Raw genomic sequence first — 21,506 nt, forward strand, 5'->3', positions numbered from 1 at the left:
CGGCCGCTCCTCATCGGACGGTAGGGCGGGTGGGACTTGAACCCACGATCGTCGGGTTATGAGCCCGCTGCCTTGACCAGCTTGGCCACCGCCCCCTGCGAACATCGAGCCTAACGCCCGGTGACGCGAGCTACATCACCGCGCCGATGTAGGAGTACTTGACGAACACCTCGGGCGCGAGGCCGGCCTCTTCGAGGACACCCTGCACTGCGCTGAGCATATAGCTGGAGTCCCAGCCCATATAGAGGAAGTGGTCGTCGTCGAGCTGGTCCCACTGACCGTTCCACGACCGGGCCTCGTAGACGGGTCCGCCGCGACGTTCGCTGTACGAGACGACATCGGTACGGGAATCCGCCCACAGCCGCTTGAAGACGCGGTTGAAGAGATACTTCACATCGGGAACCTCCCAATGCTCGCCGCGGTACTCGACGTAGTCCCACTCGCGCTCCCACCCGGGCGGCCAGCCACGTCGGCGAACCGCGTCGAGGACGGGTGTGAGCCCGTCGTCGTCGATCCCCGGCGATCCCGGCCGTGCCCACACCTGGACGAAGCGGTCGGACAGCGCACTCGAGCGCTCGGCGATGGCCCGTGTGCTCCACTCGCCGAGATCCGCGAGGTCACGGGTGGAAGCGACGGCGCTCCGGGCGAACGCGGCGCGCTTGGCGGGGAAGCTGCGATCGAAGACGCGCTCGGCGAGCTCCTGCTCGAGAAGGGCGAGGTTGCCGAGGGTCTGCGCGAGCGCACGATGACTGTTCTGCTCGTCCTCGGTGTACTCGGCCCACTCGCGTGTGCCGTCACCGCTCCAGGACTCACCCGGCGTGAGCGGGACGATGTGGTCGACCTCGAAGCCGTGGGTGTCGGAAACGCCCGCCAGCCGGCCGAGTACGTAGACCGGGTGGGGGAGATCGGAGTACTTGAGGGCCACCCGCACCCGCTCATCGGACGGCGTGATGCGTCCGATGGCGTGGGCGAGAGCATCCGCCCCCTCCTCCCGCGCACGGCACAGGCGCGCCACAAGACGATCCGTGCTGGTCCCCACGATCGCGCGCCGCATCAGCAGCGCCTGCACCATCTCGAGGGTTTCGATGAGCTCCTCGCGATCGATCACGCCGCGGAGGAAGTCGTCGTACGCGCGCATCACGAGGGGATACAGGCCCGAGCCGAAGGTGTTGACGTATCCGAGCTGTCGGCCGATCTCGGCATCCGGAGCCGCCGAGGGGTCGCGCAGGACCCGGTAGATCTCGGCGTGCGCCCGCCACCGGGCTGCGTGAGCGCGCAGGTCGTCGATCTCCAGACGCGGGAACGTGTGGCGGAAGGCGTCGTACACGCCTCGGCCGCCGGCGCCCCCGGTGATCTCGCGGCCGGTCGCCATGATCAGGTAATGGCGCCAGAACTCCGCGATCGCGTCGCCGGTGTTCAGCTCGATGGGCAGCCAGAAGTCCGCTTCGATCTCGCGCTGTTCGGCGTGCGAAAGGCCCATCAGCACGTAGTTGTGGATGAGCTCGTGATCGCGCAGCGGCTCGCCCGTCGAGTTCAGGCTCTCGAAGATCTGCTGGGCGTTCGCACCGCTGCCGAGCGTGATGGCCACGTGCTCGAGCTTCTGCAGTCCGCGCCAGATGCGGGGTGCCTCGTCGAGGCTGATCTGACTGCGGAAGAAGGCGTAGTTGTCGTCGAACCGGGAGTCGCGCGCGCCGGTGGCGCCGCCGGGTGCGAGGACCACGCGCTCGAAGACCTCGGCCCAGGCCCGGTGCGGACGCAGCTTCGTGCGCTCCGGGTCGTGGGACGCGACCAGGACGCGCTGCAGCTGCGGCGTCACCTCGCTGTCTTCAGCCATCAGGGTGTGGTGGAGCGCGGCTACGAGCAGCATGAGCGTCGTGATCCGCTGCTGCCCGTCGATGAGGACGAGTTCGGCGCCCTCGCCGTCGGCGCGATCGGACGACAGGATCGACCCGATGAAGTGCATGTGCCGGTCGTTGAGGTCGGCGACGGCCCGGATGTCGGCCAGGAGCTGCTCGCAGGCTCCGATGTCCCACCGATACTGCCGTTGGTAGACCGGGACGACGATCGTCACGTCGGCGGTGGACAGCCAGTCGATGGTGTTGACCGCGGTCGCGTCGACGTTCGTGGCGGTGACCATCGTGGCGTGGGGCTCCTCGGGAGTTCGGGTCTCGATCAAGTCTATGGGCCGTCCGAGCGACCTCGATGATTGCCGCCGCGACTCCCCGGGACCACTCGAGAGCCCGATGTAGGCTTGCCTAAGTTGGGCCTGTTAAAACGTGCTGGCCCCCTACGAAAGGTGATCCACCTCATGGGTTACATCAAGTCCGCTGCGCTCGAAGAGACCGGCTACGTGGTCCTCGATCGCTACAACCAGGAGCTCGACCCGAAGGAATGGCTCGACATCGAGTATGTCGACTGGAAGTCCTCGGGCGACACCCGTTTCGCGCCGCTCGCCAGCGCCTTCGGCGACATCGAGTGCAACGGGTTCTGGAACCACAAGCCGCCGCGCACCGACAAGGACGGCGTCTTCATCCCCTCGCAGGTCGAGAAGGCCCCGAACCTGACGCGCCGCGCTCAGGAGCCGGGAGCCAACATCGGCCGCTGCCGAGTGATCGAGCTGCAGCCGAACACCTACGGCGACTGCCTCTACAACCTGCACCAGGACGACAACAACCGTCTCAACCCGGACGGCACCGGCTGGGTCGTCCGCGGGTTCTTCAACCTCACCGACGACAAGGACAGCTTCTTCGTCCTGCGCGAGAACCGGACCGACCCCGCAGGCGAGACGCGCATCGCGCTCCCCGCCGGCGCGCAGCTCATCATCGACACCCAGCGCCTGTGGCACGCCGCGACCCACGTCGGCAGCGAGCCCCGGTACAACCTCATCACGTCGTGGACGTCGGGCCCCGAGCTGGACGCCTACATCGCCAAGTACAACGGCGTGAACCGGGTCGAGAGCGTCGAGGTCCCGCAGGACGTCCTCGAGGCCGGCCAGGTCGAGCAGGCCCGCCGCGATGCGGCCCGTGCCGCGTACTACGCGGCCAAGGGTCAGGCCGCGAAGATCGCGATGAGCGAGGCCTGAGTCCGTCTGCTGTGCGCTGAGGCCCCGGTCCCGCTGGACCGGGGCCTCAGTCGTCCTCGCGACACGGTAATCACAGCCTTGTCATTCAGCGCTCGCATGGGCGATAATCGCAGGAGCACAACCGAATAGCCCGCCAGATAGCCCGTTCAGGTCGTTGGGGAAGACGCACCTGATGAAACGGAGAGATCATGGCGACACCACAGGCGCGTGGAGTGATCTATATTCACTCTGCGCCACGAGCGTTGTGCCCCCACCTCGAGTGGGCTGTCGGTCGTGCGCTCGGACGCGCGGTCAGCTTCGACTGGTCTGACCAGCCCGTGCTGTCCGGCAGCCGGCGCACCGAGTTCTACTGGGAGGGCACCGCCGGTACCGGCGCCGCCCTGGCCACAGCCATCCGCGGCTGGGAGCACCTGCGGTTCGAAGTGACCGAGGATCCCACTCCGCGCAGCGACGGCGGCCGCTGGCTGCACACGCCGGGGCTCGGCATCCACTATGCGCAGACCGACACCGCGGGCAACGTCGTCATCGGCGAGGACCGCATCCGGTACGCGATGGAGGTCGCGGCCGGCAATGCCGTCGAGCTGCACCACGAGCTGCAGGTCGCGCTCGGCGCCGCGTGGGACGAAGAGCTCGAGGCGTTCCGTCACGCCAGCGACGACGCCCCTGTCGTCTGGCTCCACAAGGTCGGCTGAGAGGCCCTCGGCCGACCTGTCCGCGCCCGGCGCGGCATCCACAACTCCACAGACTCAGGCGCGCGAGGCGTGACTACCGATGCTCGGAGACCGAAGTCCCGGACCGCGGGAAATCGAATCGCCGCCTGAAACGACAGACGCCCCCGGTGGCTTCCCGGGGGCGTCTTCGTGTGCGTCGGTCAGAGCGAGCGGAACGCGACCACCGCGTTGTGCCCGCCGAAGCCGAACGAGTTGCTGATCGCGAGCTGGGGGCCGTCGCCGAGCGGCTGCGTCTCGCCCGACACGCGCAGCGGGATCTCGGGGTCCTGCTCCGAGATGTTGATCGTCGGGGGAGCGACGCGGTCGCGGATCGCCAGCACCGAGAAGATCGCCTCGAGAGCGCCGGTGCCGCCGAGCAGATGTCCGGTGGACGCCTTCGTGGCCGACACCGGGATCTCGTGCAGGCGGTCGCCGAAGACGCTGAGAAGCGCCTTGTACTCGGCGATGTCGCCGGTGGGCGTCGACGTCGCATGCGCGTTGATGTGGGTGACGTCATCGGGTGTCGCGCCGGCGGCTTCGAGCGCGAGCCGAACCGCCCGGGACGCGCCCAGGCCCTCGGGCTCGGGTGCGGTGATGTGGTACGAGTCCGCCGTGACGCCGCCGCCGACGACCTCGGCGTAGATCTTCGCGCCGCGAGCCTGAGCGTGCTCGAGGGTCTCGAGCACGAGACAGGCGGCGCCTTCCCCCATGACGAAGCCGTCGCGGTCGACGCTGTAGGGGCGCGAAGCCGTCTCGGGGGAGTCGTTGCGCTTGGAGAGCGCCTGCATCGAGGCGAACGCGGCCAACGTGAGCGGGTGGATGACGGCCTCGGAGCCACCGGCGATGATGACGTCGGCGTGGCCGGCGCGGAGCGCGTCGTAGGCGTTCACCAGCGACTCGGTGCTCGACGCGCACGCCGAGGCGACGGTGCGGGCGTACGCACGGGCGCCGAGGTGCATCGAGACGGCCGCAGCCGGCGCGTTCGGCATGAGCATCGGAACACTCATCGGCATGACCCGCCGCGGGCCCTTCTCCTTCAGCGTGTCCCACGCCGCGAGGGTGGTCTGGAGCCCGCCGATGCCCGTCGCGAAGTCGACGCCGAAGCGCTCCGGCTCGACGTCGGGCTCACCCGCATCCGCCCACGCCTCTTTGGCGGCGACGAGCGCGAACTGAGCGGAGGGGTCGAGGCGATTGGCCACCGGGCGGTCCAGCACGGAGTCGGGCCGGACGGCCGCCTGCGCGGCGAACGTCACCGGGATCTGGTACTCGCCCACCCAGTCGTACTCGAGCGTGTGGGTGCCGGACGTCCCGCCCAGAAGGGCGGCCCAGCTCTCGGGCGCGGTGCCCCCGAGAGGGGTGGACGCTCCGATGCCGGTGACGACGATGCGGGGTTTGGTCATTGAGATCAGGATCCTCGGTGCTGGGCCGGTGGGGGCCTGAGGCCCCCACCGGGATGTTCCTTACGCCTGGTTCGACGTGATGTAGCTGACGGCGTCGCCGACGGTCTTGAGGTTCTTGACCTCGTCGTCGGGGATGGTGACGCCGAACTTCTCCTCGGCGTTGACGACGATCGTCATCATCGAGATCGAGTCGATGTCGAGGTCGTCGGTGAACGACTTCTCGAGGGCGACCTCGTCGGCAGAGATGCCGGTCTCGTCGGTGATGAGCTCGGCGAGCCCTGCGAGGACCTCGTCGCTGGTGAATGCCATGGTTTCTCCTGTTTTTCTTCGGGGGATGTCGGACCGGGGCGGTCCGCGTCAAGTCTAGGGTCGGGCCGGATGGGCCTCAGGGCAGGACGACGACCTGTGCGCCGAAGACGAGGCCGGCGCCGAAGCCGATCTGCAGGGCGAGCCCGCCGCTGAGTTCCGGGTGCTCCTCGAGCAGGCGATGGGTCGCGAGCGGGATGGAGGCGGCCGAGGTGTTGCCGGTCGTCTCGATGTCGCGGCCGATCACCACGGTCTCCGGAAGGCCGAGCTGCTTGGCGAATTCGTCGATGATGCGCATGTTCGCCTGGTGGGGCACGAAGGCGGCCAGATCGGACGCCTCGATGCCGGCTGCCTCAAGGGCCTGGCGTGCGACCTTCACCATCTCCCAGACGGCCCAGCGGAAGACGGTGGGGCCCTCCTGGCGCAGTGTCGGCCACGGCGCCTTGCCGTCACGGAAGTCGGTGAGGGTGTGGTTCATCCCCACCGCCTCTGCCTTGGAGCCGTCGGAGCCCCACACCGTGGGTCCGATTCCGGGGGTGTCGCTCGGGCCGATGACCACGGCGCCCGCGCCGTCGCCGAGGAGGAACGAGATCGAGCGGTCGGCGGGATCGACGATGTCGCTGAGCTTCTCCGTGCCGATCACGAGAGCGTAGGTCGCGGCCCCGGCGCGCACCAGTGCGTCGGCCTGGGCCACGCCGTACGCGAAGCCGGCACATGCCGCGTTGACGTCGTACGCGGCCGCGGGGTTCGACCCGACACGGTCGGCGACGATCGCGGCCACCGATGGCGTCTGCTTGGGGTTGCTGACCGTCGCCACGATGACGGCGTCGATCTTCGACGCCTCGACGCCGGAGCGCTCGATGGCCTCGCGCCCGGCATCCGTGGCCAGGTCGATCGCGTCCGTCTCGGGCACCGCGCGCGTACGCGTGATGATGCCGGTGCGCTGGCGGATCCACTCGTCGCTCGAGTCGATCGGGCCGATCAGGTCGTCGTTGGGAACCGACAGCTCGCCGCGCGCCGCACCGTACGAGTAGATGCGGGTATGGGCAGCGCCGGTGGGCTGGATGAGCGTGGGGGACATGCGGTTCTCCGGTCAGGCTTCGACGGCGGCGCTGAGCAGCGTCGTGGCAGCGGCGAGGTCGTCGGGGGTCTTGACGGCGACGCTGGGGACGCCGCGCAGCGCCCGCTTGGCGAGCCCCGCGAGCGTACCGGCGGGGGTGAGCTCGATGAGGCCCGACACTCCCGCAGCGGCGAAAGCGGCCATGCACAGGTCCCAGCGCACCGGCGAGGCGACCTGGTCGACGAGCAGGTCCACGAAGCGTGCTCCGGACTCGACCGTCGAGCCGTCGCGGTTGGTCCAGATCGTGACGCGCGGATCTGCGGCCGTGACGGATGCCGCGGCGGTGCGCAGCGTCTGGACCGCCGGTGCCATGTAGCGCGTGTGGAACGCGCCGGCGACCTGCAGCGTGATGACCCGGGTGCCGGCCGGCGGCTCGGCGCTGAGCGCTTGGAGGCCGTCGAGCGCACCCGCGGCGACGAGCTGGCCGCCGCCGTTGTAGTTGGCGGGGGTGAGTGCGAGCTCTTCGAGGCGCGCCACGACGGCTGCCTCGTCCCCGCCGATGACGGCGCTCATGCCGGTGCGCTCTGCCGCAGCAGCCTCGGCCATGGCCCGGCCGCGGATGCCGACGAGCCGGAGGGCGTCTTCCTCGCTGAGGATCCCGGCCGCGGCCGCGGCGGCGAACTCGCCGACCGAGTGGCCGGCGACCCCGGCGACGTCGTCGCGCGATTCCAGGGCGTTCCACGACAGCAGGCTCGCCGCGACGATGAGCGGCTGCGCCACCTGCGTGTCGCGGATGCGGTCGGCATCCCACTCCGTTCCCGCAGCGATCAGGTCGACGCCGGACCACTCCGAGTATTCGGCGAGGCGGTCGGCGGAGCCGTCGAGGGCGAGCCAGGGGGACAGGAAGCCGGGGGACTGGGAGCCCTGACCGGGGAAGACCGCGATTCTCACCTGTTCATCCTTTCAAGGAACGACGGGGTGTTTCTGACGATCACGACACAAGAAAGCGGGAAGCCTTTGTCTGGATCGGACAGATCAGTGGGGTCCGCGGCGCACCGGCGGCCGGCGCCTCGTGGCATCGGTGCCGATGGAGCCGAGGATGAGGGCCGTCTGCAGGATCAGCGCCTCGCGGGGACCCGTGGCGTCCCAGCCGATCACCTCGGTGACGCGCTTCAGCCGATACCGGACGGTGTTGGGGTGCACGAAGAGCTCGCGGGCCGTCGCTTCGAGGGAGCGCCCGTTGTCGAGGTAACTCCACAGCGTCGCGACGAGGTCGGTGCTGTGGGCCTGCAGCGGACGGTAGATGCGCTCCACCAGCGTCTGCTTCGCGAGCGGGTCGCCGGCCAGGGCGCGCTCGGGCAGCAGATCGTCCGCCTCCACCGGGCGCGGTGCGTGGCGCCAGGCGCGCGCGACGGCGAAGCCCGCGAGAGCGGCCCGTGCGCTGAGGCCGGCGTCGACGAGGGCGGGCACGGCGGGTCCGAGCACGAGGAAGCCCGGGCCGAACCCGGGTTCCAGCTGACGCGCGATGTCGGTGAAGGGCAGCTCGCCCGGAACGTCGTCGGGGCGCGTGGGCGGCTCGGCCCGGCCGAGCACCAGCACGAGGCGGGACCCCTGCACGCCGATGAGCACGTCGACGCCGAGCTTGCGGGCGGTGCGGCGCAGCTGGTCGATGTCGAACTGCGGCGGCGTCGTGCCGACGAGCACCGACACCTCGCCGTGGCCGTGCCAGCCCAGGGCCGCGATGCGGCTGGGCAGCTCTTCGTCCGCCTCGCCGGTCAGGATCGAGTCGACGACGAGCGCCTCGAGGCGGGCATCCCACAGTCCACGTGCCTCGGCCGCGCGCGCGTACACGTCCGCCGCGGCGAAGGCGACCTCGCGCGAGTAGAGCAGGATCGCCTCACGCAGGTGCTCGCCCTTGCCCGCGACGCGCTCCTCGGTGACCTCCACCGTGACCCGGATGAGCTGCAGCGTCTGAGTCAGGCTCACGCTGCGGAGCAGCTCGCGCGGAGCGGCCAGGAAGATGTCGGCCGCGATCCACGGGGTGGAGGCGGGGTCGTCGTACCACGAGATGAACGACGTGATTCCGGCCTGCGCGACCAGCCCAACGGCGGATCGCCGCGCCGGCGGCATCTCCGCGTACCAGGGGAGCGTGTCCTCCAGCCGCTGGATGGTCGCCGTCGCGAGGTCGCCCGAGATGCGCCGGAGCCAGACGAGTGTCTCGGGCTTGTCCATCGTGGCGGGGCCGGACATGGCGCCGGTCAGCTCTCGCCGCCGGCGTTCCCGCTCGTTCCGGCCGTCACATCGTGCAGACGGTACTTCTCGATCGCCTGACCCGCGAGCGAGGCGTCCACGATTCCGTCGGCGGCGAGCGCCTGGAGCGTGCGGACGACGATCGAAGGCCCGTCGATCTTGAAGTAGCGCCGGGCGGCCGCGCGGGTGTCGGAGAAGCCGAAGCCGTCCGCACCCAGGGTCACGAAGCGGTGCTGCACCCAGGGCCGGATCTGGTCCTGCACGGCGTGCATGAAGTCGCTCACGGCCACCACCGGTCCTGGAGCATCCCTCAGCTTCTCGGTCACGTACGCGGTGCGCGGTGCCTCACCCGGGTGGAGGAAGTTGTGCTCGTCGGCGGCCAGGCCGTCGCGTCGCAGCTCGTTCCAGGACGTCACCGACCAGATGTCCGCATGCACGCCCCAGTCGTCCCGCAGCAGCTGCTGCGCCTCGAGTGCCCACTGCACACCGACGCCCGACGCGAGGATCTGGGCGCGCGCGCCTTCGCCCTCGGGGGAGGAGATGCGGTGGATGCCGCGCACGATGCCGTCGACGTCCACGTTCTCCGGCTCGGCCGGCTGCACGTACGGCTCGTTGTAGACCGTCATGTAGTACATGACGTTGGGGTCGGGGTGGTTGCCGCCGTACATGCGCTCGATGCCCGAGCGCACGATGTGGGCGATCTCGTACCCGTACGCCGGGTCGTACGACACCGTGGCCGGGTTCGTCGACGCGAGCAGGTGCGAGTGGCCGTCGGCGTGCTGGAGGCCCTCGCCGGTCAGGGTGGTGCGACCGGCGGTGGCGCCGATGATGAAGCCGCGCGCCATCTGGTCACCGGCCGCCCACTGGGCGTCGCCGGTGCGCTGGAACCCGAACATCGAGTAGAAGACGTAGACCGGGATGAGCGGCTCGCCGTGGGTCGAGTACGACGTTCCCGCCGCAGTGAAGGCGGCCACGGCGCCGGCCTCGTTGATGCCGACGTGGATGATCTGGCCCTGCGGGCTCTCCTTGTACGCCAGGAGCAGCTCGCGGTCGACCGAGGTGTAGTGCTGTCCCTTGGGGTTGTAGATCTTGGCCGTGGGGAAGTACGCGTCCATGCCGAACGTGCGTGCCTCGTCGGGGATGATCGGCACGATGCGGTGACCGAAGTCCTTGGCGCGCAGCAGATCCTTCAGCAGACGGACGAACGCCATCGTGGTGGCGATCTCCTGAGTGCCCGAGCCCTTCTTGGGGAGCGCGTACGCCGAGTCGTCCGGAAGCGTCAGTCCGACGTGGTGCGTGCGACGCTCCGGAACGAAGCCGCCCAGATCGCGGCGGCGCTCCAGCAGGTACTGGATCGTCTCGTCCTGGGGTCCGGGGTTGTAGTACGGCGGCTGGTACGGGTTCTCTTCGAGCTGCGCATCGGTGACCGGGATGTGCATCGAGTCACGGAACTGCTTCAGGTCGTCGAGCGTCATCTTCTTCATCTGGTGCGTCGCGTTGCGCCCCTCGAAGTGCGGACCGAGGCCGTAGCCCTTGATGGTCTTGGCGATGATGACCGTGGGCTGGCCCTTGTGCTCCATCGCGGCCTTGTACGCCGCGTAGACCTTGCGGTAGTCGTGGCCTCCGCGCTTGAGGCCCCAGATCTGGTCGTCGGAGTAGTCCTTGACCAGCTCGAGAGCGCGCTCGTCGCGACCGAAGAAGTTCTCGCGGACGTAGGCGCCGCTCTCGGTCTTGAAGGTCTGGTAGTCGCCGTCCGGGGTGACGTTCATGAGGTTGCGCAGGGCACCGTCGGTGTCGCGGGCGAGGAGGTCGTCCCACTCGCGGCCCCACACCACCTTGATGACGTTCCAGCCGGCACCGCGGAAGAAGCTCTCGAGTTCCTGGATGATCTTGCCGTTTCCGCGCACCGGGCCGTCGAGACGCTGGAGGTTCGCGTTCACGACGAAGGTGAGGTTGTCCAGGCCCTCGTTCGCGGCGACCTGAAGCTGACCGCGGCTCTCGACCTCGTCCATCTCGCCGTCGCCCAGGAAGGCCCACACGTGCGAGTCGGCGACGTCCTTGATGCCGCGGTTGGCGAGGTACTTGTTGCTCATCGCCTGGTAGATCGCGTTGATCGGGCCGAGGCCCATCGACACGGTCGGGAACTGCCAGAAGTCCGGCATCAGACGCGGGTGCGGGTACGAGGGGATGCCGTTGGGCGAGGCCGACTTCTCCTGGCGGAAGCCGTCGAGCTGCGCCTCGGTCAGACGGCCCTCGAGGAACGCGCGGGCGTACGTGCCGGGGGAGGCGTGGCCCTGGACGAAGATCTGGTCTCCGCCGGACGGGTGGTCCTGGCCGCGGAAGAAGTGGTTGAAGCCGACCTCGTAGAGGGCTGCAGACGACGCGTAGGTCGAGATGTGGCCGCCCACCCCGATGCCGGGGCGCTGTGCGCGGTGCACCGTGATCGCGGCGTTCCACCGGACCCAGGCGCGGTAGCGCCGCTCGATCTCCTCGTCACCGGGGAACTCGGCCTCGTTCTCGGGCGCGATCGTGTTGATGTAGTCCGTCGTCGGAACCATCGGCACGCCCAGGTGCAGGTCGTGCGAGGTCTTCAGCAGGCTCAGCATGATCTCGCGACCGCGGCCGTGGCCCTTGGCCTGGACGAGCTGCTGCAGGGACTCCTGCCACTCGGAGGTCTCGTCGGGATCGCTGTCGAGGGAGTCCTGCGAATACGGATCCTGATCGTTGACAGTCACAGAAGACCTTTCGTCGTCTGGCAGATCGTGCCAGAGAATGGCTACCGGAGCGTGGAGGGTTTGTTCACCGTGCACAACGCACCGTCCATAAGCCTACCGATTCGGACGAGCACTCGGTGCCGTGTGAAGCGCCCGCACGGCCGACATCGGCCGCGACCTTCTAGACTGCTCGGCGAGGGCCTTTAGCTCAGCTGGTAGAGCGCCACGTTTACACCGTGGATGTCGTCGGTTCGATCCCGGCAGGGCCCACGGACAGCAGAGGGCGTGGCACCGGATTCCGGCACCATGCCCTCTGCGTCTTCTGCGAGTCGCCGCTATGCCCGCGGGTCGTCGTCGCTGTCGTCACGACGGTGGGAGACGACCTCCGGCCGCGTGATGTCCATGTATCCGGGCTGTCCGATGCGCGACCGCTGCCGCGAGTAGGCGAAGTAGATGATGAAGCCGATCGCCAGCCACACCAGGAACCGCAGCCACGTCTCGACCGTCAGGTTGAGCATCAGGTAGATGCAGATCGCCGCCGACAGTGCGGGCAGCCACGGGCTGAACGGCACCCGGAAGGCGCGCGGGAGATCGGGCCGCTTGCGACGCAGCACGATCACTCCGACCGCGACGAGCACGAACGCCGACAGCGTGCCGATGTTGACCATCTCCTCGAGGAGGCCGATCGGCGTGAAGCCGGCGACGACCGCGACGATCGCCGTGACGACGATCGAGATGACCCACGGCGTGCGGAACCTCGGGTGCACCTTGGCGAGACCCACCGGCAGGAGCGCGTCGCGCGACATCGCGAAGATGATGCGGGTCGCGCCGATCAGCAGCGTCAGGACGACCGTGGTCAGGCCCGCCACGGCGCCCGCGGAGATCAGCGTCGCCATCCAGTCCGCGCCGTGGAAGACGAACGCGTTGGCGAGGGCCGCCGCCGGGTCGAGGTCCTCGTAGGGCACCATCCCCGTCACGACCAGCGCCACCGCGCAGTAGAGCAGCGTGCAGATGATGAGCGAGGCGATGATGCCGATGGGCAGGTCGCGCTGCGGGTTTTTGGTCTCTTCGGCGGTGGTCGCGACCACGTCGAAGCCGATGTAGGCGAAGAACACCAGCGCCGCGCCGGCGAAGATGCCGCCGACCCCGAAGGCTGTGGGCTCGATGCCGGAGAGGAACTGCAGCAGCGGCTGGGTGAGGCCGTTCGCGGTCTCGCGCGGCGCAGCCTCGGGGATGAACGGCGACCAGTTCGCCGGGTTGATGAACATGATCCCGGCGATGATGACGAACAGGACGATGAACAGCTTCACGCCCACGAGCACCATGTTGACCCGCAGGGACTCCTTGATGCCGAAGGTCATCAGCCCGCCGAGCACCACGACCAGCAGGATCGCCATGAGATCGACGGTGCCCCCGTAACCGATGGCCTCGGGGATCGGCATCCCTAGCTGCGCCATCAGCGTGCCGAGATACGCGCTCCACCCCTGCGCCACCACGCTGGCGCCGAGGAACATCTCGAGGATGAGGTCCCAGCCGATGATCCAGGCGAAAAGCTCGCCGAGCGACGAGTACGAGAACGTGTAGGCGGATCCTGCGACGGGGACGGTCGAGGCGAACTCGGCGTAGCAAAGTGCCGCGAGCGCGCAGGCGATGGCCGCCACGGCGAAGCTGATCACGATGGCGGGGCCGGCCACATCGTGGGCGGCGCGGCCGGTGAGCGTGAAGATGCCGGCGCCGATGACGACGCCGATCCCGAAGACCGTGAGGTCGACGGCGCTCAGCGACTTCTTGAGCCGGAACTCCGGCTCATCGGTGTCGGCGATCGACTGCTCGACGGATTTGGTGCGGAGGACGCTCATCTATCGCTGCTTTCGTCGGAAAGGGGACCGTTGAATGCTAATCCGCACCCGATCGGGCGTCGACGGCCGGGTAGGTTGGAGGCGTGAACGCCAGCCCCGCCGACCAGCGCCGCCTCGTCGAGGTCGCCGAGCTCGATGCCCGCATCCGCCACTCCGACCTCGCCCGCAAGAACCCGCCTCAGAGTGCCCGGGTGCAGGAACTGCTGGCGCATCGCCAGACCCTGTCGCAGGAGCTGACGACGCGCCTCGGCGCACGTGATGACCTGCGCACCGAGCTCTCCCGCATCGAATCCGATGTCGCGGTCGTCGACGCGCGCAGTGCGCGCGATGCTCAGCGTCTCGCGGCGTCGAGCAATTCGAAGGAGGCCCAGGGTCTCGAGAGCGAACTGGCGTCGCTGGCGCGCCGCAAGAGCGATCTGGAGGATGCCGAGCTCGAGCTGATGGAGAAGCTCGAGCTGGCCGATGCGTCGGTCGCGGAGCAGGAGGCGCTCATCGCCGAGACCAACGCGCAGGGTGCCGAGCTGAGCGCCGAGGGAAAGCGCGTGGTCGCCGAGGCCACCGCGGCGTTCGACGCCGCGTCCCGGGACCGCGCCGCGATCGCGGCCACCGTGCCGGCGGACCTTCTCGCGCTGTACGAAAAGCTCGCCGCCCGCGGCAACGGGGCGGCGCTGCTGCGTGCGCGCACATGCGAGGGCTGTCAGATGGTCCTGTCCGGATCCGATCTGAACATCCTCCGTCAGGCGCCGGACGACCTCGTGGTCAATTGCCCCGAGTGCGGGTGCATCCTCGTGCGCACCGACGAATCCGGGTTGTGAGCCCGCCCCTCGTCGCGCAGGCGGCGGGACACGAAGGGTTCGGCCGCAGGAAGGGGCGCGGTCGTGGTCTCACCCGAGGACGCCGCTAGGGCGCCTGCATGGATCGTGCTCGGCCGCGATGAGGCCGCCGTCTTCGCCGCGCTGCTGGATGGCGACGGGGTGGAATCGGAGCGGGTGCGGCTGGAGGCATCGGCGTTCCCGCGGTGGGCCGCTGTGCAGGAGGCCTCGGGCTCGCCTCGCTGGGTGTGGAACGACGCGCCGCAGTGGTACCCGCAGCTCCTGGCCGCCGGCGTTCGGCTCGCGCGGTGCCACGACCTTCGCCTCGTCCACGCGATCCTGAGCCGTTCAGAACTGGTGACGAACGGTGAGGCGCTCCGTGCCGCGGTGGAGTGGGATGCCCCACCGTTCGTCGCGGAAACGGTCCAGGCTCCGACCCTCTTCGATCTCGACGCCACCGGCGCGGCCAGTGGGCCTCCCGCCTCGCTCGACGCCGCGCTCGGCGAGTGGATACGTCAGCGCGACGCCGTCGCGAGTTCGCGCGTCCCCGGCCGGCTACGGCTGCTGGTCGCTGCGGAGTCCGCGGGCGCACTGATCGCCGAGGAGTTGCGCGCGGCCGGCCTGCCCTGGGACGCGCGCGCGCACGACCGGATTCTCACCGAGACCCTGGGTGAGCGTCCACTCGGCGGGGGACAGCCGGCGCTGCTGGCCGCAGCGGCGGCCCGGGTTCGCGAGGCGCTCGGCGACCCGACGGTGAGCCTCGATTCGCAGCCCAAGCTGTTGCGGGCTCTTCACCGCGCCGGCGTCCTGGTCGAGTCCACGAGCCGCTGGGAGCTGGCCGAGCAGCGGCATCCGGTGATCGAGCCGCTGCTCGAGTACAAGAAGCTGTCCCGGCTGCTCTCGGCCAACGGCTGGGCGTGGCTGGACGAGTGGGTCGCCGACGGACGCTTCCGGCCGGTGTTCGTGCCGGGCGGCGTGGTCACCGGGCGCTGGGCGTCGTCCGGCGGGGGAGCCCTGCAGCTGCCGAGGCAGCTGCGACCCGCCGTGCACGCCGACCCGGGGTGGAAGCTGATCGTCGCCGACGTCGCTCAGCTCGAACCACGGGTGCTCGCGGCGATGGCGAGCGACACCGCACTGGCCGCGGCCGCGCGCGGTCGCGACCTGTACGCCGGCATCGTCGAGAGCGGCGCGGTCGCGTCGCGTCAGGATGCCAAGATCGCCCTGCTCGGCGCGATGTACGGCGCCACCACTGGCGAGTCGGGGCGTCTCGTGCCGCGACTGCGCCGGATCTATCCGCGCGCCATGGGGCTGGTCGACGACGCCGCGCAGACGGGCGAGGACGGCGGGATCGTCTCGACCTGGCTGGGCCGCAGCGCGCCGCCGCCGTCGGAGACGTGGGACGCGGCGCAGTCGCGCGCGACAGAGGCCGAGGCATCCGGGGCCGACGAGTCCCGCGCCCGCCGATGGGCTCGCGATCGCGGCCGGTTCACCCGCAACTTCATCGTGCAGGGCACCGCGGCCGAATGGGCGCTGGCGTGGATGGCCGACCTCCGGGCACGCCTCTTCGCGCTGCCGCCAGTGCCTCCGGCCGAGGGCAGCGAGAGGTCCGGCCCGGTCTTCGCGCGGCATCCGCATCTCGCGTTCTTCCTCCACGACGAGGTGATCGTCCACGCACCCGAAGCGCTGGCCGAGACTGCGGCGCAGTGCGTGACGGATGCCGCGACCGCCGCCGGCAGGCTGCTCTTCGGCGATTTCTCCGTGGACTTCCTTCTGGACGTCCGCGTCTCCGACAGCGCCGGCAAGGACTGACTCAGCGGCAGGTCACCGCTGCCGAGGTGACGTCAGGCTTGCTCAGCAGAGGCGTGTGGAGGATCACCGGGCTGACCTCTCCCGGATCTGCCGCCACGAACCGGAACTCGACCGTGACCGTCTCACCCGGTGACAGATCGACCCGCACAGCGGTCACCGGGAATCCGGCGTCCTCGACTTCGACGGCGGGAACCAGCTCACCGCCGATCGCGACTCCGCCGAAGAACGAGCCGAGGGGCGCCGACACCGAGACATTCGTCGCGATATCGCCGACGGCCGTGCCGAAGTGGCCGCCGCCGGTCATACTGGCGGGGAATCCGGCGGCGTCCGCGGGTGCGTCGCTGGCGAGGGTCACGGCGACGACGACATCGCGATGGCCATCCGGGCGACACTCTTCGCTTCCGGATGTGATCGTGACGTCGAGGAAGCTGTCCATCTTGCCGCCGGTCGCATCGTTGAGGTAGATCGCGAACGCGTCCGGGCCGGCCAGCCGCTGTCTGGCCGAGGGGCCGGCGAGGAGAGTCGACGCGATGATCTCCTGCTCCTGCGACACGGCACTCCAGAGCGCGATCCGGCCTTCTTCGGCCGGCTGGGCGAGCGCCGCAGCCAGGGTCGTCACGTCCACCTCGCCCTGCGTGAGCCGTGCGAACACGGACGTCGCCACCTCGCGGAAGTGCACGTTCTGATCGGCTTGATCGAGTGCGAGGTATGGGTCCACGAGCAGCTTCTGCTGGAGTTCGCCCGCGGAGAGCTCGCCCTGGCCTGTCGACACCGGCCCGGTGACATCGAGTATCGCCTCCAGCACCATCGGGTCGACCGAGAGCAGGACGTCGGGCCTCACTCCGGAATGCCGCTCCCACCAGGTCGAGACGAGCTGAGCGGTGAGCGGGAACTCCGCGGACATCGAGGCGTTCTGCACGAATCTCCCGACGCGATCGCCGTAGAGCCGTGTGGTCGACGCCGGAACCGGCAGGAGCTCCGTCGGCGAAGACTTGAATTCAGAGGAGTCCGCCTGGGACACCAGCGTCAGCGCGCCGTCCTCAGCTGCGAGTTCGACGAAGGACCCCGTGATCCCGCCGCCGGTCCGCAGCTCCGCGTTGTTCTGCAGCATGATCAGAATCGTGCGGCGGCCGTCCGAGCCGAGGATCGGCGGAAGGATCCGAGCGGCGTCCTCGACGGCGGAGACGATCGGGACGAACTGCGCGACCGTCTCGTTCACCTCGCTGAAGCCATCGCGCACCGGAGGCAGCAGACGCGCCGCCTCGACGTCTTCGAGGTGCTCGGCCGCCTGCTCGAGAGCCGCGCTCGCCTGAGTGATCGGCTCCTGTTGCGCAACGATCGGAGCGAGGTCGATACGCCCGCCGGCTGCCGCGGTCGCGGAGATGCTCCGCGCTGCGCTCAGCAGCGGAACGACCGCCTCGGAGAGGACGGAGTCCAATTCCTGTGCGACGACGCGCACGGCCGCGAAGTTCGGACCGAGCCACGGGACGTACTCGGCGGCCCGCCACACGGGGTCCGAGGTGAGCTCCGCAGCGCGCGCCGCATGCAGCGCCATCTCATCAGCTGCAGAGCCGGCGGCATCGGCATCCATCGCCGCGGCGGACGCCTTCAGCTCCGAGGTGAGAGCCTTCGCTGCATTCAGCTCGCCGTACGCCATCCAGCCGCGCACGCCGAGCCACGCCAAGGCGGCCACGGCGACCGCGAGGAGGGCGAAGCCCACTCTCGCGGCGCGCCGAGGCCCGGCTGCCGCCCGTTCGACCCGCACCTTTCAGGACCGGGTGGTGCGCCGCCGCAGCATGACTGCCGCGCCGCCGGCGACGAGCAGCGCCGCGCCGACCGCTACCGCGATGATCGGCACGTCTTCTCCCGTGACGGCCAAGCCGGGAGCTTCGCTCGCAGCGCCGCCCCCGCCCGAGCCCTGAGGCGGTGCGGCAGCGCACTGCGGCGTGGCCGGCGGGTAGCTCAGCGCGACGACCAGATCCGGGTTGACCCGGATCTTCGCCGAGATCGCACCCCGCGTCCACGCGAAGTTGCCGCTCGTCTCGACCCACTCGCCGTTCACGAACGCCCATCCGGGCCAGCCCGTCGGGTTTCCGGACCCGTCGACCGATGCGCCAGGCCAGAGGATCCGACCGGACAACGAGTTGCCGACGAGCGTGCCGAGCGGGATCTCCGCGGTGTTCGCGCCGTCCGTGAGGATGAGAGTCGCCGTATCGCTGGTCGCCTGCTCATCCGGATCCGTCAGCGTGACGTTGTAGTTGATCCACGGGACGTCTCGCTGACATTCCCCATAGGCAACCGATCCGGCAAGCGTCGCGCTTTCCGGAATCGTCGGCGTGTATTCCTCGTCGCCTTCGATGGCGTTCGCCGCCGCAGGAGCGGAGATCGCAATGATCCCCGCGATCGCGACGATTGACATGATTTTTCGCAACACTTCAGCCCCCCAGTGGCCATCGCTCGAATACGCCCGACAATGCGGACGCCTCGAACGTCTTCCCCAGATGCCCGCACCCCAGCGCGAGCCGCTCGTACCCCAAGTACAAGCACAATCATGCTAGCCCAATCGTTCGTTCTTCGGGCGATGAACACCGCGCGAGCCGGAAACCGGTGGCCATTCAGGCCGCACCGGTAGACTTCGGCGTGCGAATGGGTCGGCTGGACGGTCGCGTCGCGCACGGTACTCCGTGTCGCGCCGAGGAACGTCCGGGCTCCGCAGGGCAGGGCGGTGGGTAACACCCACCCGGAGTGATCCGCGAGACAGTGCCACAGAGAGCAGACCGCCGGGGCTTCGGTCCCGGTAAGGGTGAAAGGGTGGTGTAAGAGACCACCGGGGTCGCGGTGACGCGACCCGCAAGGTAAACCTCGCCCGGAGCAAGGCCAGACAGGGGATGTTGACGCGGCTCGCCGAGTCCCCGGGTAGGCCGCTTGAGCGGCACGGCAACGTGTCGCCGAGAGAGATGACCGTCCACGGGGCTTCGGCCCCCGGACAGAACCCGGCGTACAGGCCGGCCCATTCGCCCTCTCGAGTGCCTTCCGGCTGCGCTCAGCCGAGAGCCAGGGCCGCTGCCCCGATGATGCCCGCGTTGTTGCGATGCACGGCGGGGACGATCGGCGTCTTCAGCTCGAGCAGGTGCAGGAACTTGTCGGCGTGCTTCGAGACCCCGCCGCCCACGATGAACAGATCCGGGCTGAAGAGGGACTCGACGTAGCTGTAGTACCACTGCAGCCGCTCGGCCCACTGCTCCCAGCTGAGCTCCTCGCGCTCCATCGCCGAATAGGCTGCGTAGGCCTCGGCATCCTTCCCGTGCCCTGCGCGCTGAAGGTGACCCAGCTCGGAATTCGGCATGAGCACGCCGTTGTAGAGCATCGCGGAGCCGATGCCGGTGCCCAGCGTCGTGAGGATCGTGAGGCCGTGCTGATCGCGGGCCGCGCCGTACCGATGCTCGGCGATCCCGGCGACATCCGCGTCGTTGGCGAAATGGATCTCGCGCTCGAGGCCCTCTTCGAAGAACTTCTCGGCCTCGAACCCGATCCACTTCTCCGACACGTTCGCCGCCGAGAGCGTCCGGCCGTGCTTCACGATCGCGGGGAACGCCACGCCGAGCGGGATCGAATCGGTCACCTCGAGGGTGGACAGCACCTCGGTGACCGCGGCGAGGACGTCCTTCGGCTCGGCGCCCGGGGGAGTCGCCACCTTCACGCGGCGGCTCTCGAGGACGCCCTTCTCGAGGTCCACGACTCCCGCCTTGATGCCGGTGCCGCCGATGTCCACGCCGACGGCGCGAGTCGCGTGTGATGCCATGCGCTCAGCCTAGCCAGCGGGCGAGCGGGGCATCGGGCCCGATCGCTAGGATCGTGCCCAAGCCGCCGAGGGGCGACGCGATCCGAGGAGCGAACCATGACGAGCGACAGCGAGAAGTACTGGTACAACCTCAAGACCGGCGAGGTCGAGAAGGGCTATGAGTCGCCCTCCGTCGATCGCGCCGGCCCGTTCGACACCCCCGAGGAGGCCGCGGACGCGCCCGAAGTCATCCGGCGCCGATCCCGCGCCTGGGCCGAAGAAGAGGCGAGAGAGGACGGCTGGAGCGGCGCTGCGTCGGGAGAGCCGCGCGGCGACCAGTAGTCTGGCATCGGCCGCATCGGGCACCCGGAGAGGATGCGATGGACAAGCAGCGTGACTTCGTTCTGAGGACGATCGAGGAGCGGGGCGTCAAGTTCGTCCGCCTCTGGTTCACGGATGTGATCGGAACCCTGAAGTCGGTGGCGATCGCCCCGGCCGAGGTCGAGGGTGCATTCAGCGAGGGCCTGGGTTTCGACGGCTCCGCGATCGAGGGCCTGACCCGCTCGTACGAGTCGGATCTTCTCGCCCATCCCGATCCCACGACGTTCCAGATCCTGCCCTGGCGGGGTGAGATCGACCCGACCGCGCGCATGTTCTGCGACATCACGACGCCGGACGGGCAGCCGGCCGTGGCGGATCCTCGTCACGTGCTCAAGCGCACGCTCGCCAAGGCGGCCGACGCGGGGTTCACGTTCTACACCCACCCCGAGATCGAGTTCTACCTGCTGAAATCGTCCTCCTTCGGCGCCGACGGCCCCGAGCCCGTGGACTCCGCCGGCTACTTCGACAACGTCCCCGGCGGCACCGCGCACGACTTCCGCCGACGCTCGGTGCGCATGCTGGAGGACCTCGGCATCTCGGTCGAGTTCAGCCACCACGAGGGCGGCCCCGGGCAGAACGAGATCGACCTGCGATACGCCGACGCGCTGGCGACGGCCGACAACATCATGACGTTCCGCACCGTGATCAAAGAGGTCGCGATCGAGCAGGGCGTGTACGCGACGTTCATGCCGAAGCCTCTGAGCGGCAAGCCGGGCAGCGGCATGCACACCCACATGTCCCTGTTCGAGGGCGACGTCAACGCCTTCTACGAGGAGGGCGCGCAGTACCAGCTCTCGCAGGTGGGCCGCCAGTTCATCGCCGGCTTGCTGCGCCACGCCAACGAGATCGCGGCCGTGACGAACCAGTTCGTCAACTCCTACAAGCGGCTGTGGGGCGGCGACGAGGCTCCGAGCTTCATCTGCTGGGGTCACAACAACCGCTCCGCGCTCGTGCGCGTGCCGCTCTACAAGCCCAGCAAGGGCCAGTCGTCGCGGGTGGAGTACCGCGCGCTCGATTCGGCGGCCAACCCCTACCTGGCTTACGCGCTCATGCTGGCGGCCGGGCTCAAGGGCATCGAAGAGGGCTACGAGCTGCCTCCCGAGGCGGAGGACAACGTCTGGTCGCTGACGGATGCCGAGCGCCGCGCCCTCGGGTACGCCCCGTTGCCGGCCAGCCTCGACCACGCGCTGGAGTACATGGAGGAGTCCGAGCTCGTCGCCGAGACCCTCGGTGAGCAGGTCTTCAACTACGTGCTGCTGAACAAGCGTCGCGAATGGCAGGAGTACCGCTCGCAGGTGACCCAGTTCGAGCTCAAGAGCAACCTCGAGATGCTCTGACGCCT

The 21,506-nt window shown here is 69.2% G+C and carries 17 protein-coding genes, 2 tRNA genes and 1 other RNA gene; 8 read left to right on the forward strand and 12 right to left on the reverse strand.

Going from position 1 to position 21,506, the window contains the following annotated elements:
• Positions 1–21: 21 nt before the first annotated feature.
• Positions 22–95 (reverse strand) — tRNA-Ile (locus tag ASD56_RS09295).
• A 35-nt stretch (positions 96–130) separates the two neighbouring features.
• Entirely contained in the window at positions 131–2,176 is a 2,046-nt protein-coding gene (locus ASD56_RS09300; RefSeq protein ID WP_235565634.1) for a DUF262 domain-containing protein, read from the reverse strand.
• Between the two features lie 132 nt (positions 2,177–2,308).
• Here ASD56_RS09300 and ASD56_RS09305 point away from each other — a divergent pair, with 132 nt between their 5' ends.
• Together ASD56_RS09305 and ASD56_RS09310 are read left to right on the forward strand one after the other, a co-directional pair.
• Complete coding sequence (locus tag ASD56_RS09305) at positions 2,309–3,082, forward strand: hypothetical protein (RefSeq protein WP_055965833.1); 774 nt, start codon at positions 2,309–2,311, stop codon at positions 3,080–3,082.
• Positions 3,083–3,270: 188 nt separating this feature from the next.
• Entirely contained in the window at positions 3,271–3,774 is a 504-nt protein-coding gene (locus ASD56_RS09310) for a DUF3145 domain-containing protein (protein ID WP_055964669.1), read from the forward strand.
• Between the two features lie 179 nt (positions 3,775–3,953).
• Here the strand turns inward: ASD56_RS09310 and ASD56_RS09315 are convergent, their stop codons facing one another.
• From ASD56_RS09315 to aceE, 6 genes are all read right to left on the reverse strand, one after another.
• Positions 3,954–5,192 carry a beta-ketoacyl-[acyl-carrier-protein] synthase family protein gene (locus ASD56_RS09315; protein WP_055964672.1) on the reverse strand — a complete coding sequence of 413 codons (1,239 nt, stop codon included), beginning with the start codon at positions 5,190–5,192 and terminating at the stop codon, positions 3,954–3,956.
• A 60-nt stretch (positions 5,193–5,252) separates the two neighbouring features.
• Positions 5,253–5,501: an acyl carrier protein gene (locus tag ASD56_RS09320; RefSeq protein WP_055964675.1), complete on the reverse strand. Its 249-nt coding sequence runs from the start codon at positions 5,499–5,501 to the stop codon at positions 5,253–5,255.
• A 76-nt stretch (positions 5,502–5,577) separates the two neighbouring features.
• On the reverse strand, positions 5,578–6,579 hold the full coding sequence (locus tag ASD56_RS09325) for a beta-ketoacyl-ACP synthase III (RefSeq protein WP_055964678.1): 1,002 nt from the start codon (positions 6,577–6,579) through the stop codon (positions 5,578–5,580).
• Positions 6,580–6,591: 12 nt separating this feature from the next.
• A complete protein-coding gene (locus ASD56_RS09330; protein WP_055964681.1) occupies positions 6,592–7,509 on the reverse strand; it encodes an ACP S-malonyltransferase in 918 nt (305 codons plus the stop codon).
• Between the two features lie 84 nt (positions 7,510–7,593).
• Entirely contained in the window at positions 7,594–8,808 is a 1,215-nt protein-coding gene (locus ASD56_RS09335; RefSeq protein WP_055964685.1) for a PucR family transcriptional regulator, read from the reverse strand.
• Positions 8,809–8,816: 8 nt separating this feature from the next.
• Positions 8,817–11,543: a pyruvate dehydrogenase (acetyl-transferring), homodimeric type gene (gene aceE / locus ASD56_RS09340; protein ID WP_055964687.1), complete on the reverse strand. Its 2,727-nt coding sequence runs from the start codon at positions 11,541–11,543 to the stop codon at positions 8,817–8,819.
• Between the two features lie 176 nt (positions 11,544–11,719).
• Here aceE and ASD56_RS09345 point away from each other — a divergent pair.
• A tRNA-Val gene (locus ASD56_RS09345) sits at positions 11,720–11,792 on the forward strand.
• 65 nt (positions 11,793–11,857) lie between these two features.
• Here the strand turns inward: ASD56_RS09345 and ASD56_RS09350 are convergent.
• Complete coding sequence (locus ASD56_RS09350; protein WP_055964690.1) at positions 11,858–13,381, reverse strand: amino acid permease; 1,524 nt, start codon at positions 13,379–13,381, stop codon at positions 11,858–11,860.
• An 83-nt stretch (positions 13,382–13,464) separates the two neighbouring features.
• Between ASD56_RS09350 and ASD56_RS09355 the strand changes: the two genes are divergently transcribed.
• On the forward strand, positions 13,465–14,196 hold the full coding sequence (locus tag ASD56_RS09355; protein WP_055964694.1) for a zinc ribbon domain-containing protein: 732 nt from the start codon (positions 13,465–13,467) through the stop codon (positions 14,194–14,196).
• A 63-nt stretch (positions 14,197–14,259) separates the two neighbouring features.
• On the forward strand, positions 14,260–16,002 hold the full coding sequence (locus ASD56_RS09360) for a bifunctional 3'-5' exonuclease/DNA polymerase (RefSeq protein ID WP_055964697.1): 1,743 nt from the start codon (positions 14,260–14,262) through the stop codon (positions 16,000–16,002).
• Position 16,003: 1 nt separating this feature from the next.
• Here ASD56_RS09360 and ASD56_RS09365 read toward each other — a convergent pair whose 3' ends face one another.
• Together ASD56_RS09365 and ASD56_RS09370 are read right to left on the reverse strand one after the other, a co-directional pair.
• Positions 16,004–17,722 carry a DUF4012 domain-containing protein gene (locus ASD56_RS09365; RefSeq protein WP_055964701.1) on the reverse strand — a complete coding sequence of 573 codons (1,719 nt, stop codon included), beginning with the start codon at positions 17,720–17,722 and terminating at the stop codon, positions 16,004–16,006.
• A 48-nt stretch (positions 17,723–17,770) separates the two neighbouring features.
• Entirely contained in the window at positions 17,771–18,421 is a 651-nt protein-coding gene (locus tag ASD56_RS09370; RefSeq protein ID WP_157535942.1) for an LPXTG cell wall anchor domain-containing protein, read from the reverse strand.
• Positions 18,422–18,649: 228 nt separating this feature from the next.
• Here ASD56_RS09370 and rnpB point away from each other — a divergent pair.
• An RNA gene (rnpB, locus tag ASD56_RS11775) (RNase P RNA component class A) lies at positions 18,650–19,019 on the forward strand.
• 26 nt (positions 19,020–19,045) lie between these two features.
• On the opposite strand, the gene ppgK is transcribed toward rnpB, so the two are convergent.
• Entirely contained in the window at positions 19,046–19,804 is a 759-nt protein-coding gene (gene ppgK, locus ASD56_RS09375) for a polyphosphate--glucose phosphotransferase (protein WP_055964704.1), read from the reverse strand.
• A 96-nt stretch (positions 19,805–19,900) separates the two neighbouring features.
• On the opposite strand from ppgK, the gene ASD56_RS09380 reads away from it, so the two are divergent.
• Positions 19,901–20,125 carry a hypothetical protein gene (locus ASD56_RS09380; protein ID WP_055964709.1) on the forward strand — a complete coding sequence of 75 codons (225 nt, stop codon included), beginning with the start codon at positions 19,901–19,903 and terminating at the stop codon, positions 20,123–20,125.
• Between the two features lie 38 nt (positions 20,126–20,163).
• Positions 20,164–21,501 (forward strand): type I glutamate--ammonia ligase, encoded by a 1,338-nt coding sequence (glnA, locus tag ASD56_RS09385; RefSeq protein ID WP_055964711.1) that lies wholly within the window; start codon positions 20,164–20,166, stop codon positions 21,499–21,501.
• Positions 21,502–21,506 lie beyond the last annotated feature (5 nt).

The organism is Microbacterium sp. Root166 (assembly GCF_001427145.1).
Classification (GTDB): Bacteria; Actinomycetota; Actinomycetes; order Actinomycetales; family Microbacteriaceae; genus Microbacterium.